General features: G+C 65.6%; 14 protein-coding genes. 8 read left to right on the plus strand and 6 right to left on the minus strand.

Annotated elements, in window-relative coordinates:
- Nucleotides 1–7 precede the first annotated feature (7 nt).
- Complete coding sequence (gene ahcY / locus WM2015_RS01950) at nt 8–1,468, plus strand: adenosylhomocysteinase (protein WP_082169351.1); 1,461 nt, start codon at nt 8–10, stop codon at nt 1,466–1,468.
- A 107-nt stretch (nt 1,469–1,575) separates the two neighbouring features.
- Nucleotides 1,576–2,430: a methylenetetrahydrofolate reductase [NAD(P)H] gene (metF, locus tag WM2015_RS01955; protein ID WP_049724456.1), complete on the plus strand. Its 855-nt coding sequence runs from the start codon at nt 1,576–1,578 to the stop codon at nt 2,428–2,430.
- 21 nt (nt 2,431–2,451) lie between these two features.
- Here metF and WM2015_RS01960 read toward each other — a convergent pair whose 3' ends face one another.
- Complete coding sequence (locus WM2015_RS01960; protein WP_049724457.1) at nt 2,452–2,634, minus strand: zinc ribbon domain-containing protein; 183 nt, start codon at nt 2,632–2,634, stop codon at nt 2,452–2,454.
- Nucleotides 2,634–3,602, minus strand: coding sequence for an isoaspartyl peptidase/L-asparaginase family protein (locus tag WM2015_RS01965; RefSeq protein WP_245609797.1), 969 nt, complete (start codon nt 3,600–3,602; stop codon nt 2,634–2,636). The genes WM2015_RS01960 and WM2015_RS01965 overlap by 1 nt, the downstream gene beginning before the upstream one ends.
- A gap of 86 nt (nt 3,603–3,688) precedes the next feature.
- Here WM2015_RS01965 and WM2015_RS01970 point away from each other — a divergent pair, with 86 nt between their 5' ends.
- Nucleotides 3,689–4,156: an MAPEG family protein gene (locus WM2015_RS01970; RefSeq protein WP_082169352.1), complete on the plus strand. Its 468-nt coding sequence runs from the start codon at nt 3,689–3,691 to the stop codon at nt 4,154–4,156.
- An 11-nt stretch (nt 4,157–4,167) separates the two neighbouring features.
- On the opposite strand, the gene WM2015_RS01975 is transcribed toward WM2015_RS01970, so the two are convergent.
- Nucleotides 4,168–4,692 (minus strand): NUDIX hydrolase, encoded by a 525-nt coding sequence (locus WM2015_RS01975; RefSeq protein ID WP_049724459.1) that lies wholly within the window; start codon nt 4,690–4,692, stop codon nt 4,168–4,170.
- Between the two features lie 87 nt (nt 4,693–4,779).
- Between WM2015_RS01975 and WM2015_RS01980 the strand changes: the two genes are divergently transcribed.
- On the plus strand, nt 4,780–6,243 hold the full coding sequence (locus WM2015_RS01980) for an SMP-30/gluconolactonase/LRE family protein (RefSeq protein ID WP_082169353.1): 1,464 nt from the start codon (nt 4,780–4,782) through the stop codon (nt 6,241–6,243).
- Between the two features lie 6 nt (nt 6,244–6,249).
- Here WM2015_RS01980 and WM2015_RS01985 read toward each other — a convergent pair whose 3' ends face one another.
- Nucleotides 6,250–7,173, minus strand: a complete 924-nt coding sequence (locus WM2015_RS01985) for a 5'-3' exonuclease (RefSeq protein ID WP_049724461.1) — start codon at nt 7,171–7,173, stop codon at nt 6,250–6,252.
- An 85-nt stretch (nt 7,174–7,258) separates the two neighbouring features.
- A complete protein-coding gene (locus WM2015_RS01990) occupies nt 7,259–7,879 on the minus strand; it encodes an HNH endonuclease (RefSeq protein ID WP_049724462.1) in 621 nt (206 codons plus the stop codon).
- 193 nt (nt 7,880–8,072) lie between these two features.
- Here WM2015_RS01990 and WM2015_RS01995 point away from each other — a divergent pair, with 193 nt between their 5' ends.
- Entirely contained in the window at nt 8,073–9,434 is a 1,362-nt protein-coding gene (locus WM2015_RS01995) for a Do family serine endopeptidase (RefSeq protein ID WP_049724463.1), read from the plus strand.
- Between the two features lie 101 nt (nt 9,435–9,535).
- On the plus strand, nt 9,536–10,861 hold the full coding sequence (locus WM2015_RS02000; protein WP_049724464.1) for an APC family permease: 1,326 nt from the start codon (nt 9,536–9,538) through the stop codon (nt 10,859–10,861).
- Nucleotides 10,862–10,864: 3 nt separating this feature from the next.
- On the opposite strand, the gene WM2015_RS02005 is transcribed toward WM2015_RS02000, so the two are convergent.
- Nucleotides 10,865–11,626 (minus strand): polyphosphate kinase 2 family protein, encoded by a 762-nt coding sequence (locus WM2015_RS02005; RefSeq protein ID WP_049724465.1) that lies wholly within the window; start codon nt 11,624–11,626, stop codon nt 10,865–10,867.
- 125 nt (nt 11,627–11,751) lie between these two features.
- Between WM2015_RS02005 and WM2015_RS02010 the strand changes: the two genes are divergently transcribed.
- Nucleotides 11,752–15,228: an endonuclease/exonuclease/phosphatase family protein gene (locus WM2015_RS02010; protein WP_049724466.1), complete on the plus strand. Its 3,477-nt coding sequence runs from the start codon at nt 11,752–11,754 to the stop codon at nt 15,226–15,228.
- Between the two features lie 135 nt (nt 15,229–15,363).
- On the plus strand, nt 15,364–16,044 hold the full coding sequence (gene queC / locus WM2015_RS02015) for a 7-cyano-7-deazaguanine synthase QueC (RefSeq protein ID WP_049724467.1): 681 nt from the start codon (nt 15,364–15,366) through the stop codon (nt 16,042–16,044).
- The last annotated feature ends 127 nt before the right edge of the window (nt 16,045–16,171 follow it).

Below are 16,171 nucleotides of genomic sequence, written 5' to 3' on the forward strand. Positions count from 1 at the left end.
GACTCCAATGAGCGCCAACCCCGAAACCCAAGCGAAGAGCGTGCTCTTCGACGACAGCATCGCGCCGACCGACAAGGACTACTGCGTTGCCGACGAAAGCCTGGCGGCCTTCGGTCGCAAGGAGATCGAAATCGCCGAGACCGAAATGCCCGGTCTGGTGCAGACCCGTCAGGAATTCGCGGCCGACAAGCCGCTGAAAGGTGCCCGCATTGCCGGCAGCCTGCACATGACCATCCAGACCGCCGTCCTGATCGAGACCCTGGTCGAGCTCGGCGCCGATGTGCGCTGGGCCTCCTGCAACATCTACTCGACCCAGGACCACGCGGCAGCGGCGATGGTCGCTCGCGGGATTCCCGTGTTCGCCTTCAAGGGCGAGAATCTGGTCGAGTACTGGGAGTTCACGCACCGCATCTTCCAGTGGCCGAATGGCGAAACCGCCAACATGATCCTGGACGATGGCGGTGATGCCACCCTGCTTCTGAACCTGGGTGCCCAGGCCGAAGAAGATCCCTCGATCCTGGACAACCCGGGCAGCGAAGAGGAACGGGCCCTGTTCGCTTCGATCAAGAAGCGCCTGAGCAGCAACCCGGGTTGGTACAGCGAAGCGCTGAAATCGATCCAGGGCGTGACCGAGGAGACCACCACCGGGGTCAACCGTCTGTACCGCATGCAGAAGGAAGGCAGCCTGAAGTTCCCGGCGATCAACGTCAACGACTCGGTGACCAAGTCGAAGTTCGACAACCTCTATGGCTGCCGTGAGTCCTTGGTCGACGCGATCAAGCGCGCCACCGATGTGATGATCGCCGGCAAGACCGCCATCGTCTGTGGCTACGGTGATGTCGGCAAGGGTTCGGCCCAGTCCCTGCGAGCCCTGTCGGCCAACGTCTGGGTGACCGAGGTCGATCCGATCTGCGCCCTGCAGGCCGCCATGGAAGGCTACAAGGTGGTCAACATCGACGATGAAGGCGTGCTGGAAGCGGCCGACATCGTGGTCACCGCCACGGGCAACTACAACGTGATCACCCACGACCACATGATGCGCATGAAGGACGAGACCATCGTCTGCAATATCGGTCACTTCGACAACGAGATCGACGTGGCCAGCATCGAGAAGTACGAGTGGGACGAGATCAAGCCCCAGGTCGATCACATCACCTTCCCGAACGGCAAGCGGATCATCCTGCTGGCGCGCGGTCGCCTGGTGAACCTCGGCTGCGCCACGGGGCATCCGAGCTTCGTCATGTCGAACTCCTTCACCAACCAGACCCTGGCTCAGATCGAGCTGTGGAAGAACGGTGATCGCTACGACAACGAGGTCTACGTCCTGCCGAAGCACCTCGACGAGAAGGTCGCCCGCCTCCACCTGGCCCGCATCGGTGCGCGCCTGACCCAGCTCAAGCCGGAGCAGGCCGATTACATCGGTGTGGCCGTCGAAGGTCCCTACAAGCCCGAGCACTACCGCTACTGATTGCTCGGCGATTCGATGGCGGGTCCCTCGTGGGCCCGCCATCCGCTTTCCCGGGGCGGTGATCGAAGGCGTCGATCACCCGCTTCGTTGCCGGAGTCTCCCGCGCCATGAGCACACCGTCACCCCAGCACAGCTTCGAATTCTTCCCGCCTCGCGATGACGACGCCAGGGCCGATTTCCTCGTCGCACGTGATCGTCTGGCCAGGCTGGGACCGGCCTACATGTCGGTGACCTTCGGCGCCGGTGGATCGACCCGCTCGCGAACGCGCGATACGGTGCTGGCCATCCATTCGGAGACGGGCGTGCCCGCAGCGCCCCATATTTCCTGCATGGCGGAAGATCACGACAGTCTGCACGAACTGCTCGACAGTTACCGGGGCGCCGGCATTCGGCGCTTGGTGGTGCTGCGAGGCGATCGTCCCTCGGGCGGTGGCAGCGGCGTGATGGATCACGCCATCGATCTGGTCCGTTTCATCCGCCGGCATTACGGCGATCACTTTCACCTGGAAGTGGCCTGCTACCCGGAGCATCATCCGGAGTCGCCCACACCGGAGAGCGACCTGCGGCATTTTCGGGCCAAGGTCGAGGCCGGCGCCAACGGCGCCATCACCCAGTACTTCTTCAATGCGGATGCCTACTTCCGTTTTCTGGACGAGGCACAGCGGGTCGGTGTCGACGTGCCGATCGTGCCGGGGATCATGCCGATCACCAATTATGCGCGCCTGGCTCGATTCTCGAATCTCTGTGGGGCCGAGCTGCCGCTCTGGATCGCCAAGCGACTTCAGGCCTGGGAGTCGGACGGCGATCGGGAGTCGATCCGTGCCTTCGGCGAAGAGGTCGTCACCCAGCTATGCCGACGCCTGCTGGAGGGTGGGGCACCGGGCCTGCATTTCTACACCCTCAATCGGGCCGCACCGACCCTCGCACTTTGCCGAAATCTGGGCCTGGGCCCGTCGGCCTGACGGGATCGCGTCGACCCCGGATCAATCGCCTTCACGGCGGATGATGGGTGGCTGATCCGGCCAGGCGGGCCGATCGATGAGAATCGGTGCGCAGCAGACGCTACAGTCCTGCACCAGCTGCTGACCCAGCTCATCCGGGTCCTGGGGCAATTGATTGAGCTCCCCGCACCAGGGGCAGGGAAACTCGAAGGAATCCAGCAGCATCAGGGTTCGTTCGCTGCCGTGGGTGCGTCTTCCGAATCGCGATAGATCGCCACTTCCATGCGGCCGTCCCGATGAATGGCGGCACGGTACATCCCGGAAGTGTTGAAGGGCATGGCGATCCGACCCTGGCGGTCGATTGCGATGACACCGCCGCTGGCGCCGGCGCTGGCCAGCACCTGGTTGACGACTTCATCGGCGGTCTGTGCAAGTGGGCGAGCCGTATAGGCCATGCGGGCGCAGATGTCGTAGGCGACGACGTAGCGAATGAAGAACTCCCCGTGCCCCGTGGCCGACACCGCGCAGGTCTGGTTGTTGGCGTAGGTGCCGGCGCCGATGATCGGAGAATCGCCGACGCGACCCCAGCGCTTGTTGGACATGCCGCCGGTGGACGTGGCCGCGGCCAGGTTGCCGCTGCGGTCGATGGCCACGGCGCCGACCGTCGAGTACCAGGGTTCGGGGCCGCTCAGGCGGGCCTGCTCGGCGGACTGGATCCGACGCAGCTCCTCACGCCGGAAGTCGGTGATGAACCACTCCGGATCCTCGGTCTCCAGATCGAATTCGGCGGCGAAGGCTTCCGCACCTTCGCCGATCAACATGACATGGGGCGAATCGCTCATGACCCGCCGGGCGGCCTCGATCGGATGGCGCAGGCCGGTCACGCTCGCGACCGCCCCGGCGTTCAGCGTCGCGCCATCCATGATCGACGCATCCATTTCGACGCGCCCGGCTTCGGTCAGTACCGAGCCGCGACCGGCATTGAACTGGGGGGCGTCTTCGAGAATCCGGATCGCGGCGGTGACCGCGTCGAGGCTGCTGCCGCCGGCCTCGAGCACGGCGTGACCGGCCTGCACCGCGCGTTCGAGCGCGTCCCGGATGTCGCGCTCGCGCTCGGCGCTCATGGCTTCACGGCTGATGGTGCCGGCGCCGCCATGAATGGCGATCGCGATCGGGTGATCGGTCTGGGCCATCGATGGGTCTCCAAGCGACATGAGTAGGCCGAGGATCAGAAGCGTCGGAAACGTCTTCATGGGTGCTCTCTGCAGGGTTCGGGGCGATGACGATCGAATATAGCACGCGGGTATACTGGGCTCTGTTCACCCGGAAATGCCCCGTGGCCCTGACGATTTCCCTGTTCTATGCCGGCCTGCTCGGCCTGATCCTGCTCGCCCTGTCCTGGCGCGTGGTCGCCCTTCGTCGTCACCACAAGGTCGGGATCGGTGCCGGTGAGCGCTCCGATCTCGAGCTGGCCATCCGAGCCCACGCGAACTTCAGCGAGTACGTGCCGCTGGTGCTCTTGCTGCTGGTGATCCTGGAAGCCTCGGCGGCGATGCCGGCTCTGGTGCTGCATCTGCTGGGCGCCACGCTGGTCATCGCCCGCCTCCTGCACGGCTTCTTCGGCCTGAATCGCTCGGCAGGCGTTTCGCAGGGGCGCTTCCTCGGCACCTTGCTGACCTGGCTGGTGCTGCTGGCCAGCGCCCTGCTGGCAGCGGGGGTCGCGATCGCTCGCTGGGTGCTGGTCTGAGCCCGCCTGATTCAGCGCGAGCCGGTCCAGTAGAGCGCCGCGTAGATCTTCGGGTCGAGCTGCTTGCCCTCCCGGCGCTGCGCCTGCAGCCAGGCGTCGATGTCACGCTCGGGGATGGCGTGCACCGTGATGTCTTCGGAGCCCGTGCCGCCGCCCGGGCCGACCTGTTCGAGGGACTCGGCGTGCAGAAAAACGGCCATCTCGTCGCTCATTCCCGCCGAGGTGGGGCAGCGCATCAGTTCCGTCAGGCGCCCGGCCCGCCAACCGGTCTCCTCCTCCAGTTCACGGTTTGCCGCATCCAGCAGCGCTTCATCTTCGCTGCCGACCTCATCCCCGACCAGGCCGGCGGGGAGTTCGATGGTTCGCGCCGCGATCGGTTCGCGGTACTGCTCGACCAGCAGCAGTTCCCTCGCCGGTGTCCAGGCGACCAGCACCACCACCGGGTGCTGGCGGTGGACGAATTCCCAGTGCTTTCTGGAGCACAGGCTGAGATAGGCCCCGCGGTGGAGTTCCTCGATATCGGCTTCTGGTAGCATGCGGCGATCGTTCAGGATGGATTGTGGAACGAATTGGACGTCGGGCAGTCCGAGTCCCCGTCGATCAACAAGCATACAGGACAGATCATGACGCTCAAGACAATCGGCCTCCTGCTGGCTGCCAGCTTCTGCGTGGCCGGCGCCCCGCTCACGGGCCTGGCCCAGGAGACGGATCGCCAGGCCTCCGCAGCTCAGAGCGAACGCCCGCCGCTGGAGGAAATGCCGCAGCGATTCCAGATCGCCTTCTGGCTCAATCAGGCCGCCCTGGCCTTCGACGATCAGGACTATGAGGATTGGGCGCAGGCCACCGAGCGGCTGCACGCCCTGCGTCCCTACAACCAGGATTTCATGACCCACCTGGTGCGAGCCTACGCGCACCAGGAGCGCTTCAGCGAAGCCTACAACATGATGCTGATGATGCAGCAGCAGGGCCTGGCCGCCGACTGGTCCCAGTTCGAGGAGCTCGAGCCGATGCACGAACACCGGCTCTACCAGCATCTTTCCCAGCTCATGAACGATGCCTTCCAGCCTTTCGGAGAAGCCCGCGAAGTCGATACGCTCGATCAGATCGAGATGCCGGAAGCGCTGGCCCATGATCCCGCATCGGGTCGCCTGTTCATCGGTGGGATCCGTGACGGGCAGATCCTCGTGTCCGACGGGGACGGTGGCGACTGGCAGGTCTTTGCCGGCCCGGACAGCAATGACGAGTTGATGGCGGTGCTCGATCTCGAGGTCGATAGCGAACGCGGACACCTGTGGGTGGCCACGGCAGCCCTGACCCAGTTCAGGGGCTTCCGCGAGGCCGATCAGGGTCGAACCGCTCTGCTCAAGCTCGATCTGGAGACCGGTGAGCAGCTGTCCAGCCATCGCCTGATTCCCGATCGCATGCCGCATGTCTTCGGGTCCCTCGCCGTGGCGGCCGATGGCACGGTGTTTGCCGCGGACACGGCCACGCCGGGCATCTACCGCCTGTCGCCGGGCGAGCGTCATCCGCAGCCTTTCTTCGGTCATCCGAACTTCTCGAGCATGCGCGGAATCGCCCTGTCGGGCGATGGCAGCAAGCTCTATCTGGCCGACTACGAGGTCGGAATCTTCGTCGTCGACACCGCCGATGCCAGCCGGGCCTGGAAGCTGGCGACCCCGGAAAACCTCAACGAAGGCGGCATCGACGGACTGTACTGGTGGGACGGCTTTCTGGTCGCCATCCAGAACGGCATCAACCCCGAGCGGATCCTGCGTCTGAAGCTCGGTGACGATGGTCTCGGCGTCATCGAGGTTGCACCCCTGGCCGCGTCCCTGCCGGAGTTCGATACGCCGACCTACGGCGTGATGGTCGGCAACGAGCTGGTCTTCCTCGCCAACAGCCATTGGCATCACGTGGACGCTCGTGGCCGCCGCACCGGTCGATCCATGCCGCCGGTTCACCTCATGGCCACGCAGATCGATTCCGCTCGCGTGCTGGGCGTGGGTCAGGAAATGCTCGAAGAGTTGCTTCGCCGCCGGGGCGAGTCGCAGGGTCAGGCGCAGCCGGAGGACGATGGCGAGGGCTGAGACCGCTCAGGGCGCAGCGAGACCCGCCATCCGCTGACGATGAAGCCGCTCGCGCAGCGGGCGGCCGAAGCCGAGGCCATCGAGCAGCGCATCGAGCAGGTCGGCATTGCCGCCGGTGCGATCCACCGCCGGCGCTTCGCCGAGGTGCTCGATGGCCGTCTCCAGGCCGGTAAGCTGCCGGGCCAGGCGGGCAGCGGCCTCGTGCTCGCGGAGTTTCGCCGCCAGGCCCTTGGCCCCGCGAATCTTCAACCACGCCACCTCTTCGAGCCGGTCGTAGAGCGCGTCCAGGCTGCCGAAATGCGCCAGCAGGGCGGCTGCCGTCTTCGGACCGATGCCGGGTATGCCGGGGATGTTGTCGACCGCGTCTCCGGTCAATGCGAGGTAATCGGCGATCTGATGCGGGTGCACGCCGAAGTGCGCGTGAACGCCGGCGGCATCCAGGCGTCGGTTCCGCGCGAAGTCCCACCAGTGATCCCCCGCTTCGACCAGCTGTGCCAGGTCCTTGTCGCCGCTCACCACGCAGACGTTTCGCCCGGATCGCCGACTGTGACCGGCCAGGGTGGCGAGCAGGTCATCGGCCTCGAAGCGTGCGTCCGCGTAGACCGGCAGCCCGAGATGCCGAGCCAGGTCCTTGCACCAGGCGAACTGACGCTTGAGTTCTTCGGGGGCCGGATCGCGGTTGGCCTTGTAGTCGGCGTAGATCTCGTTGCGGAACGAACTGGTCAGGGACTCATCGAAAGCCACGGCGATGGCGGGCGCTTCGGTCTGCTCGATCAGTTCGCAGAGGAATCGGGCGAAGCCGTAGACCGCGTTGGTGGGGCGGCCGGCCGAGTCCTCGAAGCGATCGGGCATCGAGAACCAGGCCCGGAAGATGTAGACACTGGCATCGACCAGGTAGACCGGGGCGGCGGGCGATCGGATGGCGGACATCGGACGTGGGCTTGGGGATGAATACGCGTCCGATTCTACGTCAGTCGGACCCCGCGCGGCTCTCGCGACGGTGGCCGCGTCGGCATCAGCTGCCTTGCAGCAGCTCGGCGTGCTCGCGGCTCAGGCGCTGGCGCAGGATGGAGTGGCGGGGGAAGTGCGCGACCAGGAACTCCATCTGATCGGCCAGGATTCTTCGCCCCTGCAGGTAGACGTATTCGGCGTGGGTCGGGGCGAAGGGAATGGCGATCAACTGCATGTCGGCTTCCTCCGGCGTTCGCGCTGCCTTGTGGTTGTTGCAGCGTTTGCAGGAGGTGACCACGTTCTCCCAGGTGTCGACGCCGCCCTGCGCCAGGGGCTTGACGTGATCGCGCGATAGCTCGAACTCCGGGAAGTGTCGGCCGCAGTAGAGGCAGAGATGCTCATCGCGGCGGAACAGGGCGCGGTTCGAGAGCGGCGGCGTGTAGCGGTCGTAGAAGTGGTGGGCATTGGGGTGCGAGCCATGGGTCGCCACGATGGCGTTGACCGGGATCTCGGTTCGTCTGCCGGACTGGGCGTTGATGCCGCCGTGCAGGCGATAGAGCTCGCGGCCGAGCGAGTAGCAGACCTGATCGAGGACGATCAGCTTGACTGCATCCTGGTAACCGATCCATTCGAGCGGCATGCCGGTCGCGTCGGTCCTGAGAACTTGCTGGTCCAGGCTCAACATCTTGTGCTCCGTTTCTTCCCCCAGCCCAATATCTTGGGTAGGTGCCGGTGGCTCGGCTTATCTGACCACCGTTCGGCCACAAATGCAAGCCACCCTTCCGAGCGGCCCCGGGAGCCCGTGATCGTGGCCGCGAAACCTTGACAACGCCGGCGCTGTCATACTGCACACATTCCACACAGTCCATCGCTGAACGATGATCAAGCCTTCGATGTTCCTTGGCCTGGTCCTGCTGCCGGGTCTGCTGCTGCCGATGCTCGGTCGCGCCGCGCTGCCGGCCGAGGTCGATGGCCAGCACCTGCCGTCCCTGGCCCCGGTGCTGGAGGGGGTGACGCCGGCCGTGGTGAATATCTCGACGCGGACACGGGTGCAGGTGCGCACCAGTCCGTTCTTCGACGATCCCTTCTTCCGGCGCTTCTTCGACATGCCGAGCATGCCGCGCGAGCGCATCCAGCAGTCGCTCGGCTCCGGCGTGATCGTCGATGCCGAAGCCGGTTACATCCTGACCAACAACCACGTCATCGACGGTGCCGACGACATCGCCGTCACCCTGCAGGACGGGCGCGAGTTCGTGGCCGAGTACATCGGTTCCGATCGCGACACGGACCTGGCCGTCGTCCGCATCGAGGCCGAGAACCTCGCCGAATTGCCCCTCGATGATCGCGACGGCCTGCGCGTCGGCGATTTCGTGGTGGCCGTCGGCAACCCATTCGGACTGGGCCAGACCGTGACCTCGGGCATCGTCTCGGCGCTCGGGCGCTCCGGCCTGCGTGGCCTGGAGTACCAGAACTTCATCCAGACCGACGCCTCGATCAATCCAGGCAACTCCGGCGGCGCGCTGATCGATCTGGCCGGCCGCCTGATCGGGATCAATACGGCGATCTTCACCCCGTCCGGCGGCAACGTCGGCATCGGTTTCGCGATTCCCGCGAGCACGGCGGCCTACGTCATGGACCAGCTGCTGGCCTATGGCGAAGTCCGCCGCGGTTCCCTGGGCGTCGAAGTGCAGGATCTGAGCACCGAGCTCCGGGAGGCGCTGGAGCTGGAGCGGATCGGCGGCGCAGTCGTCACTCGTCTGGGTCCGGAGTCGGCGCTGGCCGAGGCCGGGCTGCGCGCCGGGGACGTCATCGTGGGGATCGATCGGCGGCCGGTGGAGAATACCCAGGGGCTTCGCAACATCGAGGGCCTGCTCAGCGTCGGCAGTGAAGTCGATGTGGTCTTCGTTCGTGAGGGCGAGGAACGTGAGGTCCGGGTGTTGATCGAGGAGGACCTCGATGCTCGCATTTCCGGACGTCGTCTCGACGAGCGTCTCGATGGCGTCGTGTTGGCCCGGCTGCCGGACCGGACGCGCGCGCAGGGCTCCCTGATCGAAGAAGTGCGCAGAAACTCCGCGGCCTGGGAGGCGGGGCTGCGGGCAGGTGATGTCATCGTGGCGATCAACCGTCAGACCGTGCGCTCTCTGCGCGAACTGCGCGGTCAGTTCCCAGTGGAGTCGTCGCGGGAACTGGCGATCGAAATCCGGCGCCGCGGTCGAGCGTATCTGGCGGTGCTGAAGTAGGGTCCGCCCCGGACACGGCGGCGGTTCCGATCGTGACCAGAACGGGCGATCTATACTGATCGTCCGTCGAACGAGCGATCAGGCGCCAAGGAACCCGTCTCTTGCCAAGCAAGCACCCGTCCCGATCCTGCCATCGAAGCCGGGGCAAGACCCTCGGCGTGCCGGAGCTGATCGCGATCGCGCTCGGTGGCATGGTCGGCGGTGGCATCTTCAGCATTCTCGGGATCTCGGTGGCCCTGGTCGGCGTGTACACCCCGCTGGTCATCGCCATCGGGGGAGTGCTGGCCGGCCTGGCCGCCTATTCCTACATCAAGCTCGGCGTGTTCTTCCGCGATGAGGGCGGCGCCTATTCCTTCTTCAAGCGGAGCTTTCCGGCCTCGCCGTTCGCCGCCTCGCTGATCGGCTGGTGGGTGATCTTCGGCTACATCAGCACGCTCGCGCTCTACGCCTATACCTTCTCGTCCTACGCGATCAGCGGCTTCGGTTTCGCCGACGACGAGCCGGTCAGGAAACTGGTGGCCGGCGGGATCATCCTGGTCTTCACGCTGATCAACCTCTGGAGCGTGCGCGGCATGGGCCGGATCGAGGATCTGATGGTCTACACCAAGCTGGTGATCCTCGCGATCGTGTCCTTCGTGCTGATCGACAACGGGGAAGCCTCGCTGCCGACCCTGCTCGAGGGACAGGCGCCGGTGGGCCTGTTGGCGGTCCTGATCGTGGCCGCCCTGACCATCGTCGCCTACGAGGGCTTCGAACTGGTGATCAACGCGATCGAGGAGATGGATACGCCGGAACGGAACATTCCGCGCGCAATCTACGCCGCGATCGTTCTCGCCACCCTGATCTACCTGGTCATCGGTGTCGGTGCCATCCTGGCCATTCCCTTCGACGAGCTGATCGCCAACAAGGAGTACGCGCTCGCTGCGGGCGCCGAAGGCATCCTCGGCGACTGGGGCACGGAGCTGGTGATCATCGGCGCCCTGCTGGCCACCAGCAGCGCGATCAGCGGGACGGTCTTCGGTGCTTCCCGACAGATGGCGGCGATCGCCGATGACGGGTTCATGCCTTCACTGCTTGCCCGGCGATCCGGCCACATTCCCGTGGCGGCGATCGTGTGCATGTCATCCATGGCCTTCGGACTGATCCTGATCGGCAACCTGGAGATGATCCTCGAATTCGGCAGCATCACCTTCCTGCTGGTCTCGCTTCTCATGGCCTGGGCCAATCTCAGAATGCGCGATCGCACCGGCGCATCGGCGCCATTGATCTGGCTGGCCCTTGTCGGGCTGCTGCTCGGCACGGTGCTGATCCTCTACTATGAATGGACCAACGAACCACGGCAGCTGATCTTCATCATGGGCCTGTATCTGGCGCTGACCGTTTCGGCCAGGCTGTTTTCCAGCGACCGGCGTTCCCATCGCCGGTAGCGATCAGGGCAGGGGGCGCGCCAGTTTCAGGGGATGGGTTTCGAGTTGCCGTCGGGCGGCTTCGCCAGCCAATGCGTTCGCCACGGTTTCGAGCGCCGTCAGGCGGGCATGGCGCTTGGAGTTGGCGGCGATCAGTGTCCATGGGGCAGCGGGTGTGTCCGTGCGCTCGAACATTTCCTCGGCGGCTTCCGTGTACTGGTCCCACTTGGCCCGGTTCCGCCAGTCCTCATCGGTCATTTTCCAGGATTTGTAGGGGTCGGCGAGCCGCGCCTCGAAGCGGCGCAGCTGCTCGTCGGGGGCGACATGGAACCACAGCTTGCGCAGGATCACGCCGTCGTTGACCAGGCTGGCCTCGAACTCGTTGATCTCGCGATAGGCCTGGCGCCAGCGCTCGGGGCTCGCGAAGCCTTCGATGCGCTCGACGAGGACCCGGCCGTACCAGCTGCGGTCGAAGATCACCAGCTCACCGGGTGATGGCACCTTGGTCCAGAAGCGGTAGAGATAGTGCTTCTCCTGCTCCCAGCGTTCCGGGGCACCGATTCGATAGACCTTGTAGCCGCGCGGATCGAGGCGCTTGACCAGGCGCCGGATGGCGCCGCCCTTGCCGGCCGCGTCCATGCCCTCGATGTTGACGATCATCCGGCCCCCGTCGCGCAGCACGGACTGCTGCAGGCTGAGCAGATCGTACTGCCAGGCGTCCAGTTCCCGCCGGTATCGGTCCTTGTCGACGTCGACCTCCTGGTCGAGTTGCTCGAGTCTTGCCATGGGCTGCTCCCTGCCGGACAGAGATCCAGAATAGCAGCGAAGCGGGCATCGAAATGCCGGCGTAACAAGAACCGGCTACACTGCCGGGCGCGATTGCTTGAAACCACACCAAGGGACCCACGCCGATGTACGCTCCGTCGCTCAAGTCTTGGCTGCTGATGGCCACGCTTTTCCTGTCCACCACTGCGCTTGCCGGGGCGCCCATTCCCTGGTTCGACGAGGACTTCGTGACCTTTGCCGGGGCCGGCTTCTCCGCCACGCCGGCGGCCGGTCAGCTCGACTCGAATCAGTGGCGAGTCCAGGGCCTGAGCGATGGTCCGGGCAGCTTCGGTGGCGAGTTCACCTCGGGTGACTTCGCTCGCGGAGCGACGACGGGGGGCGCCAGTAGCGGTGGTATCTACGCCCTCAGTACCGGAACGGCGATCGCGCTCGGTGCGCAGCCGACCGGCGCTGATTTCACACCGGGCAGTTTCGACCTGCGCATCGTCAACAACACGGGCGACACGATCGAGGCGGTGGACATCAGCTACCTGATCTGGACCTACAACGACCAGCCCCGCGCCAATTCACTCAATTTCGAGTACTCGCTGGACGACAGCAACTGGACGCCCGTGCCCGGCCTCGACTACACCAGTCCGGAAGCGTCCGACGGCAGCCCGGCCTGGGTCAGCACGCCGCGTTCGACGACCCTGACCGGCCTCGGGCTGGCTGTCGGCAGCCCGCTCTACCTGCGCTGGACCAGTGACGATGTGTCCGGCGGCGGATCGCGCGACGAGCTCGGCATTGGCGCTGTGCAGGTCGATATCATTCCGCCGCCGACCCTGCTGGCCAGCAAGACCGGGTCGGCCTTTGCTCGTGTGGGTGACACCATCACCTACAACCTCGAGATCAGCAACGTGGATGCCACCGAGACGGTGACCGATGTCGTTCTTAGCGATCTCCTCCCCGGCAACGTGAGCTACGTCAGTGACACCAGCGGCCTGCCGCTGACCCAGCCCATCCCGGGCATCTACGAATGGGATCTGGGCGATCTGGCGGCAGGACAGAGCTTCAGCTTCGACCTGGTGGTCAGCGTGAACGGCGGTGCGGCCGGTGATCTGGTCAACAACTTCAACGCTTCCGGCCTGCTGGGCGCGCAGATCGTGACGGCTCAGGCGGAATGGGCCACCACGGTTGTGCCCGAGGTCAGCATCTACGACATCCAGACCGTGGTCGATCCCGGCGCCGACGATGCCTCGCCGCTGCTCGGTCAGACCGTCTTCGTCGACGGCATCGTCACCGCCGCGCCGGGCGAGATCGAGAACGGCGGCGTGGCCGTGATCCAGGAAGCCGCCGGTGGCCCCTACAGCGGCCTGGTCATCGATGCCGATTTCGCTGGCCTGGGTCTGGCTCGCGGGGACGAGATCCTCGTCGTTGGTGAGGTCACCGAGCTGTCCAGCCAGACCCGCCTGGCGGCGAGCCGGGTCGAGCTGCTCGCTTCGCCGGGTGAGCTGGCGCCGATTCTGCTTCCGACCAGCGATTTCCCGGCCGCCCTGGCGGCGACCTCCGAGCCCTGGGAGTCCGTGTTCATCGAATTCCAGAGCGTCGAGGTCACCGCAGAGTTGAGCTTCGGAGAATGGGAGTTCGACGATGGCACGGGTCCGGCCGTGGGCGACGACCTGGGCAGCATCACCCTGAGCCCGGCGCTCGGCGATCAGTACGGTTTCCTGCGCGGCATCGGCTGGTACAGCTTCGGCGCCTTCAAGGTCGAGCCGCGCAACAACGACGACCTGGATTTCATCGCGCCACTGTTCGAGATCTACGAGATCCAGGGCGAAGGCCTGCGCTCACCGCTGGCGCCGGCCACCGGCAACGGCACGGGTGCGGTGGTTCGCTCGGAAGACAACATCGTGACCGCGGTGACGGCCGATGCCTTTACCATTCAGATGCCCGACGAGCGCGACTCCAGCGCCATGCCGCTCGCTTCGCGTGGCCTCTACGTGTACACCGGTTCGGCCCCGACGGTGCAGGTCGGTGACCGGGTCAACGTCCAGGGCGCGGTGGTCGAGTTCTTCGATCTGACCCAGATCGGCTTCCCGGACGCGGTCGAGATCCTCGATTCGGGCAATCCCCTGCCGACGGCCACCCTGTTCGATGCGGGCACGCCCTCGTCCGATCCGACGACGCCGAGCTGCGGGGTGAACAACTTCGAGTGCTTCGAGTCGATGCGGGTCACCGTGCCGAACGGTTTCGTCACCGCCCCCAGTCAGAATTTCGTCAGCGATCCGGTGGCCGAGGCCGTGGTCAGCGCCGGCGGTGACCGGGTCCTGCGCGGCCCGGGCGTGGAATTCCCCGGCCTGGGCGGTGCCTGCCCGGGCTGTCCGGTCTGGAGCGGCGCGCCCGAGCGTTTCGAGCTGGACCCCGATCGCGTCGGGCTCCCGAACGTGACCCTGGCCGGCGGCACGAGCTTCAGCGCCATCGGTGTGATCGGCTACGACTTCGGTGATTACGAACTCTGGCCAACCGAACTGACGATCGACTCGACCCCGCCGCTGCCCGTTCCGGCCCCGGCCTCGGGTCCGACCGAGCTGAGCATCGCGTCCTTGAATGCGCTCGATCTGTTCGATGACGTCGACGACCCCGATCGTCCGATTCCGACCTGCGACGCTGGCTACATCGCCTCCAACCGCGTCGTGCTGTCGCCGGCCGAGTACCAGCTCAAGCTGGCCAAGCTGGCGGACACCATCACCCAGGGCCTGAACTTCCCGGACGTGATCGCCCTGCAGGAAGTCGAAAGTCTGACGACCCTGCAGGACCTGGCCGACGCGATCTCGGCCGCTCGCGGCTTCACCTACACGCCGTATCTGGTTCCCGGCAACGACCGTGGCGAGATCAACAACGGCTTCCTGGTCGCCGAAAGCCGCGTCGCGGTCGATGCGATCATCCAGGAAGGCGGCGACGAGTGCCTCAGCTCGGACAACACGCCGCTGCACGATCGCCCGACCCTGACCCTGGAAGCGCGCTTCATCGCCAACGGCGAGAACTGGCCCTTCGTGGTGATGAACAACCACTTCCGCTCCCTCGGCGGCATCGACTCCGATGCTCGTGTCCGGCTCAAGCGTCACGAGCAGGCCCAGTCCGTCGCGGCCCGGGTTCAGGCACGCCAGAGTGCCGATCCCCTGCTGCCGATCATCCTGGTCGGCGACAAGAACGCCTTCCAGTTCAGCGATGGCTACGTCGACCTGGTCGGCCTGCTCAGCGGCACCTCGGTCGAATCGGAGAACCTGGTCAACCTCGAGAACGCCGGCGTGCCGGGCTTCGACCCGAGCAATCAGGTCATCCCGTCCCTGGTCAACCCCTTGCTGACGCTGCCGGCAAGCGAGCGCTACTCCTTCATCTTCCAGGGCGTGGCCCAGACCCTCGATCACGCGCTGCTCAACCGTGCCGCCGAGCTCTACTTCAGTAATTTCGGTTACATGCGCGGCAATGCCGACTACTGGGAAGGCTTTGCCGAGGACGAGCTGTCGGTGGCGCGCTCGTCCGATCACGACGGTTTCGTTCTGGTGCTCGAGCCAGGGCGTGACATCGATGCCCTGTTCGAGGATCGCTTCGAATCGCCCTGATTCAGGCGCTCATGAACGATCTCGCGGCCCGGTCTTCCGGGCCGCACTTCATTCTGCCGGGGCTGACTTGGCGCCGTTCCGGCGGTAGGATGCAGCGCTTCGGAGAACGTTCGACGAGCGAGGAGCTCATCCCCAATGGCAAAGGAATCGATCGAACGGGCCGTGGTGCTGCTGTCCGGCGGCCTGGATTCGGCCACCGTGCTGGCGATGGCCCGCGATCAGGGCTTTGAGTGTCACACCCTGTCGGTGGACTACGGGCAGCGCCATCGCTCGGAGCTCGAGGCCTCGCGCCGCTTGAGCGAATCACTGGGTGCGCGATCGCATCGGGTGGTGTCCGTGGACCTGCGGGCCATCGGTGGCTCGGCCCTGACCGACGACATCGACGTGCCGACGGAGATGGGTGAAGGCATCCCGGTAACCTACGTGCCTGCGCGCAACACCCTGATGCTGGCCCTGGCCCTGGGGCATGCCGAGGTTCAGGCGGCTCGGCATCTGTTCATCGGCGTCAACGCCGTCGACTATTCCGGCTACCCGGACTGCCGGCCACAGTTCATCGCCGCCTTCGAAGACCTCTGCAGCCTGGCCACCAAGGCCGGTGACGAGGGTCAGCGCTTCGAGATTCACACGCCGCTGATTCACCTGAGCAAGGCCGAGATCATCCGCCAGGGAACGGCGCTGGGAGTGAATTACGCCGACACCATCTCCTGCTACCAGGCCGACGAGCAGGGTCGCGCCTGCGGTGTCTGTGACTCCTGCCGACTCCGCAAGGCGGGCTTCGAGGACGCGGGCATCAAGGATCCGACGCGCTACGTCTGAGCCTGCTGCGCCCTGCCAGGCCAGGTTGCCTGCCAAGGGGACCCGGCGCTAGAGTAGGGCCGAGTCAGAGGGAGCCTGAACGTGAAAACCATCCTGAAGTGGGGAGGGCGCGCCGTGCTGGCGGTCC

The organism is Wenzhouxiangella marina, from assembly GCF_001187785.1.
Lineage (GTDB): Bacteria > Pseudomonadota > Gammaproteobacteria > Xanthomonadales > Wenzhouxiangellaceae > Wenzhouxiangella > Wenzhouxiangella marina.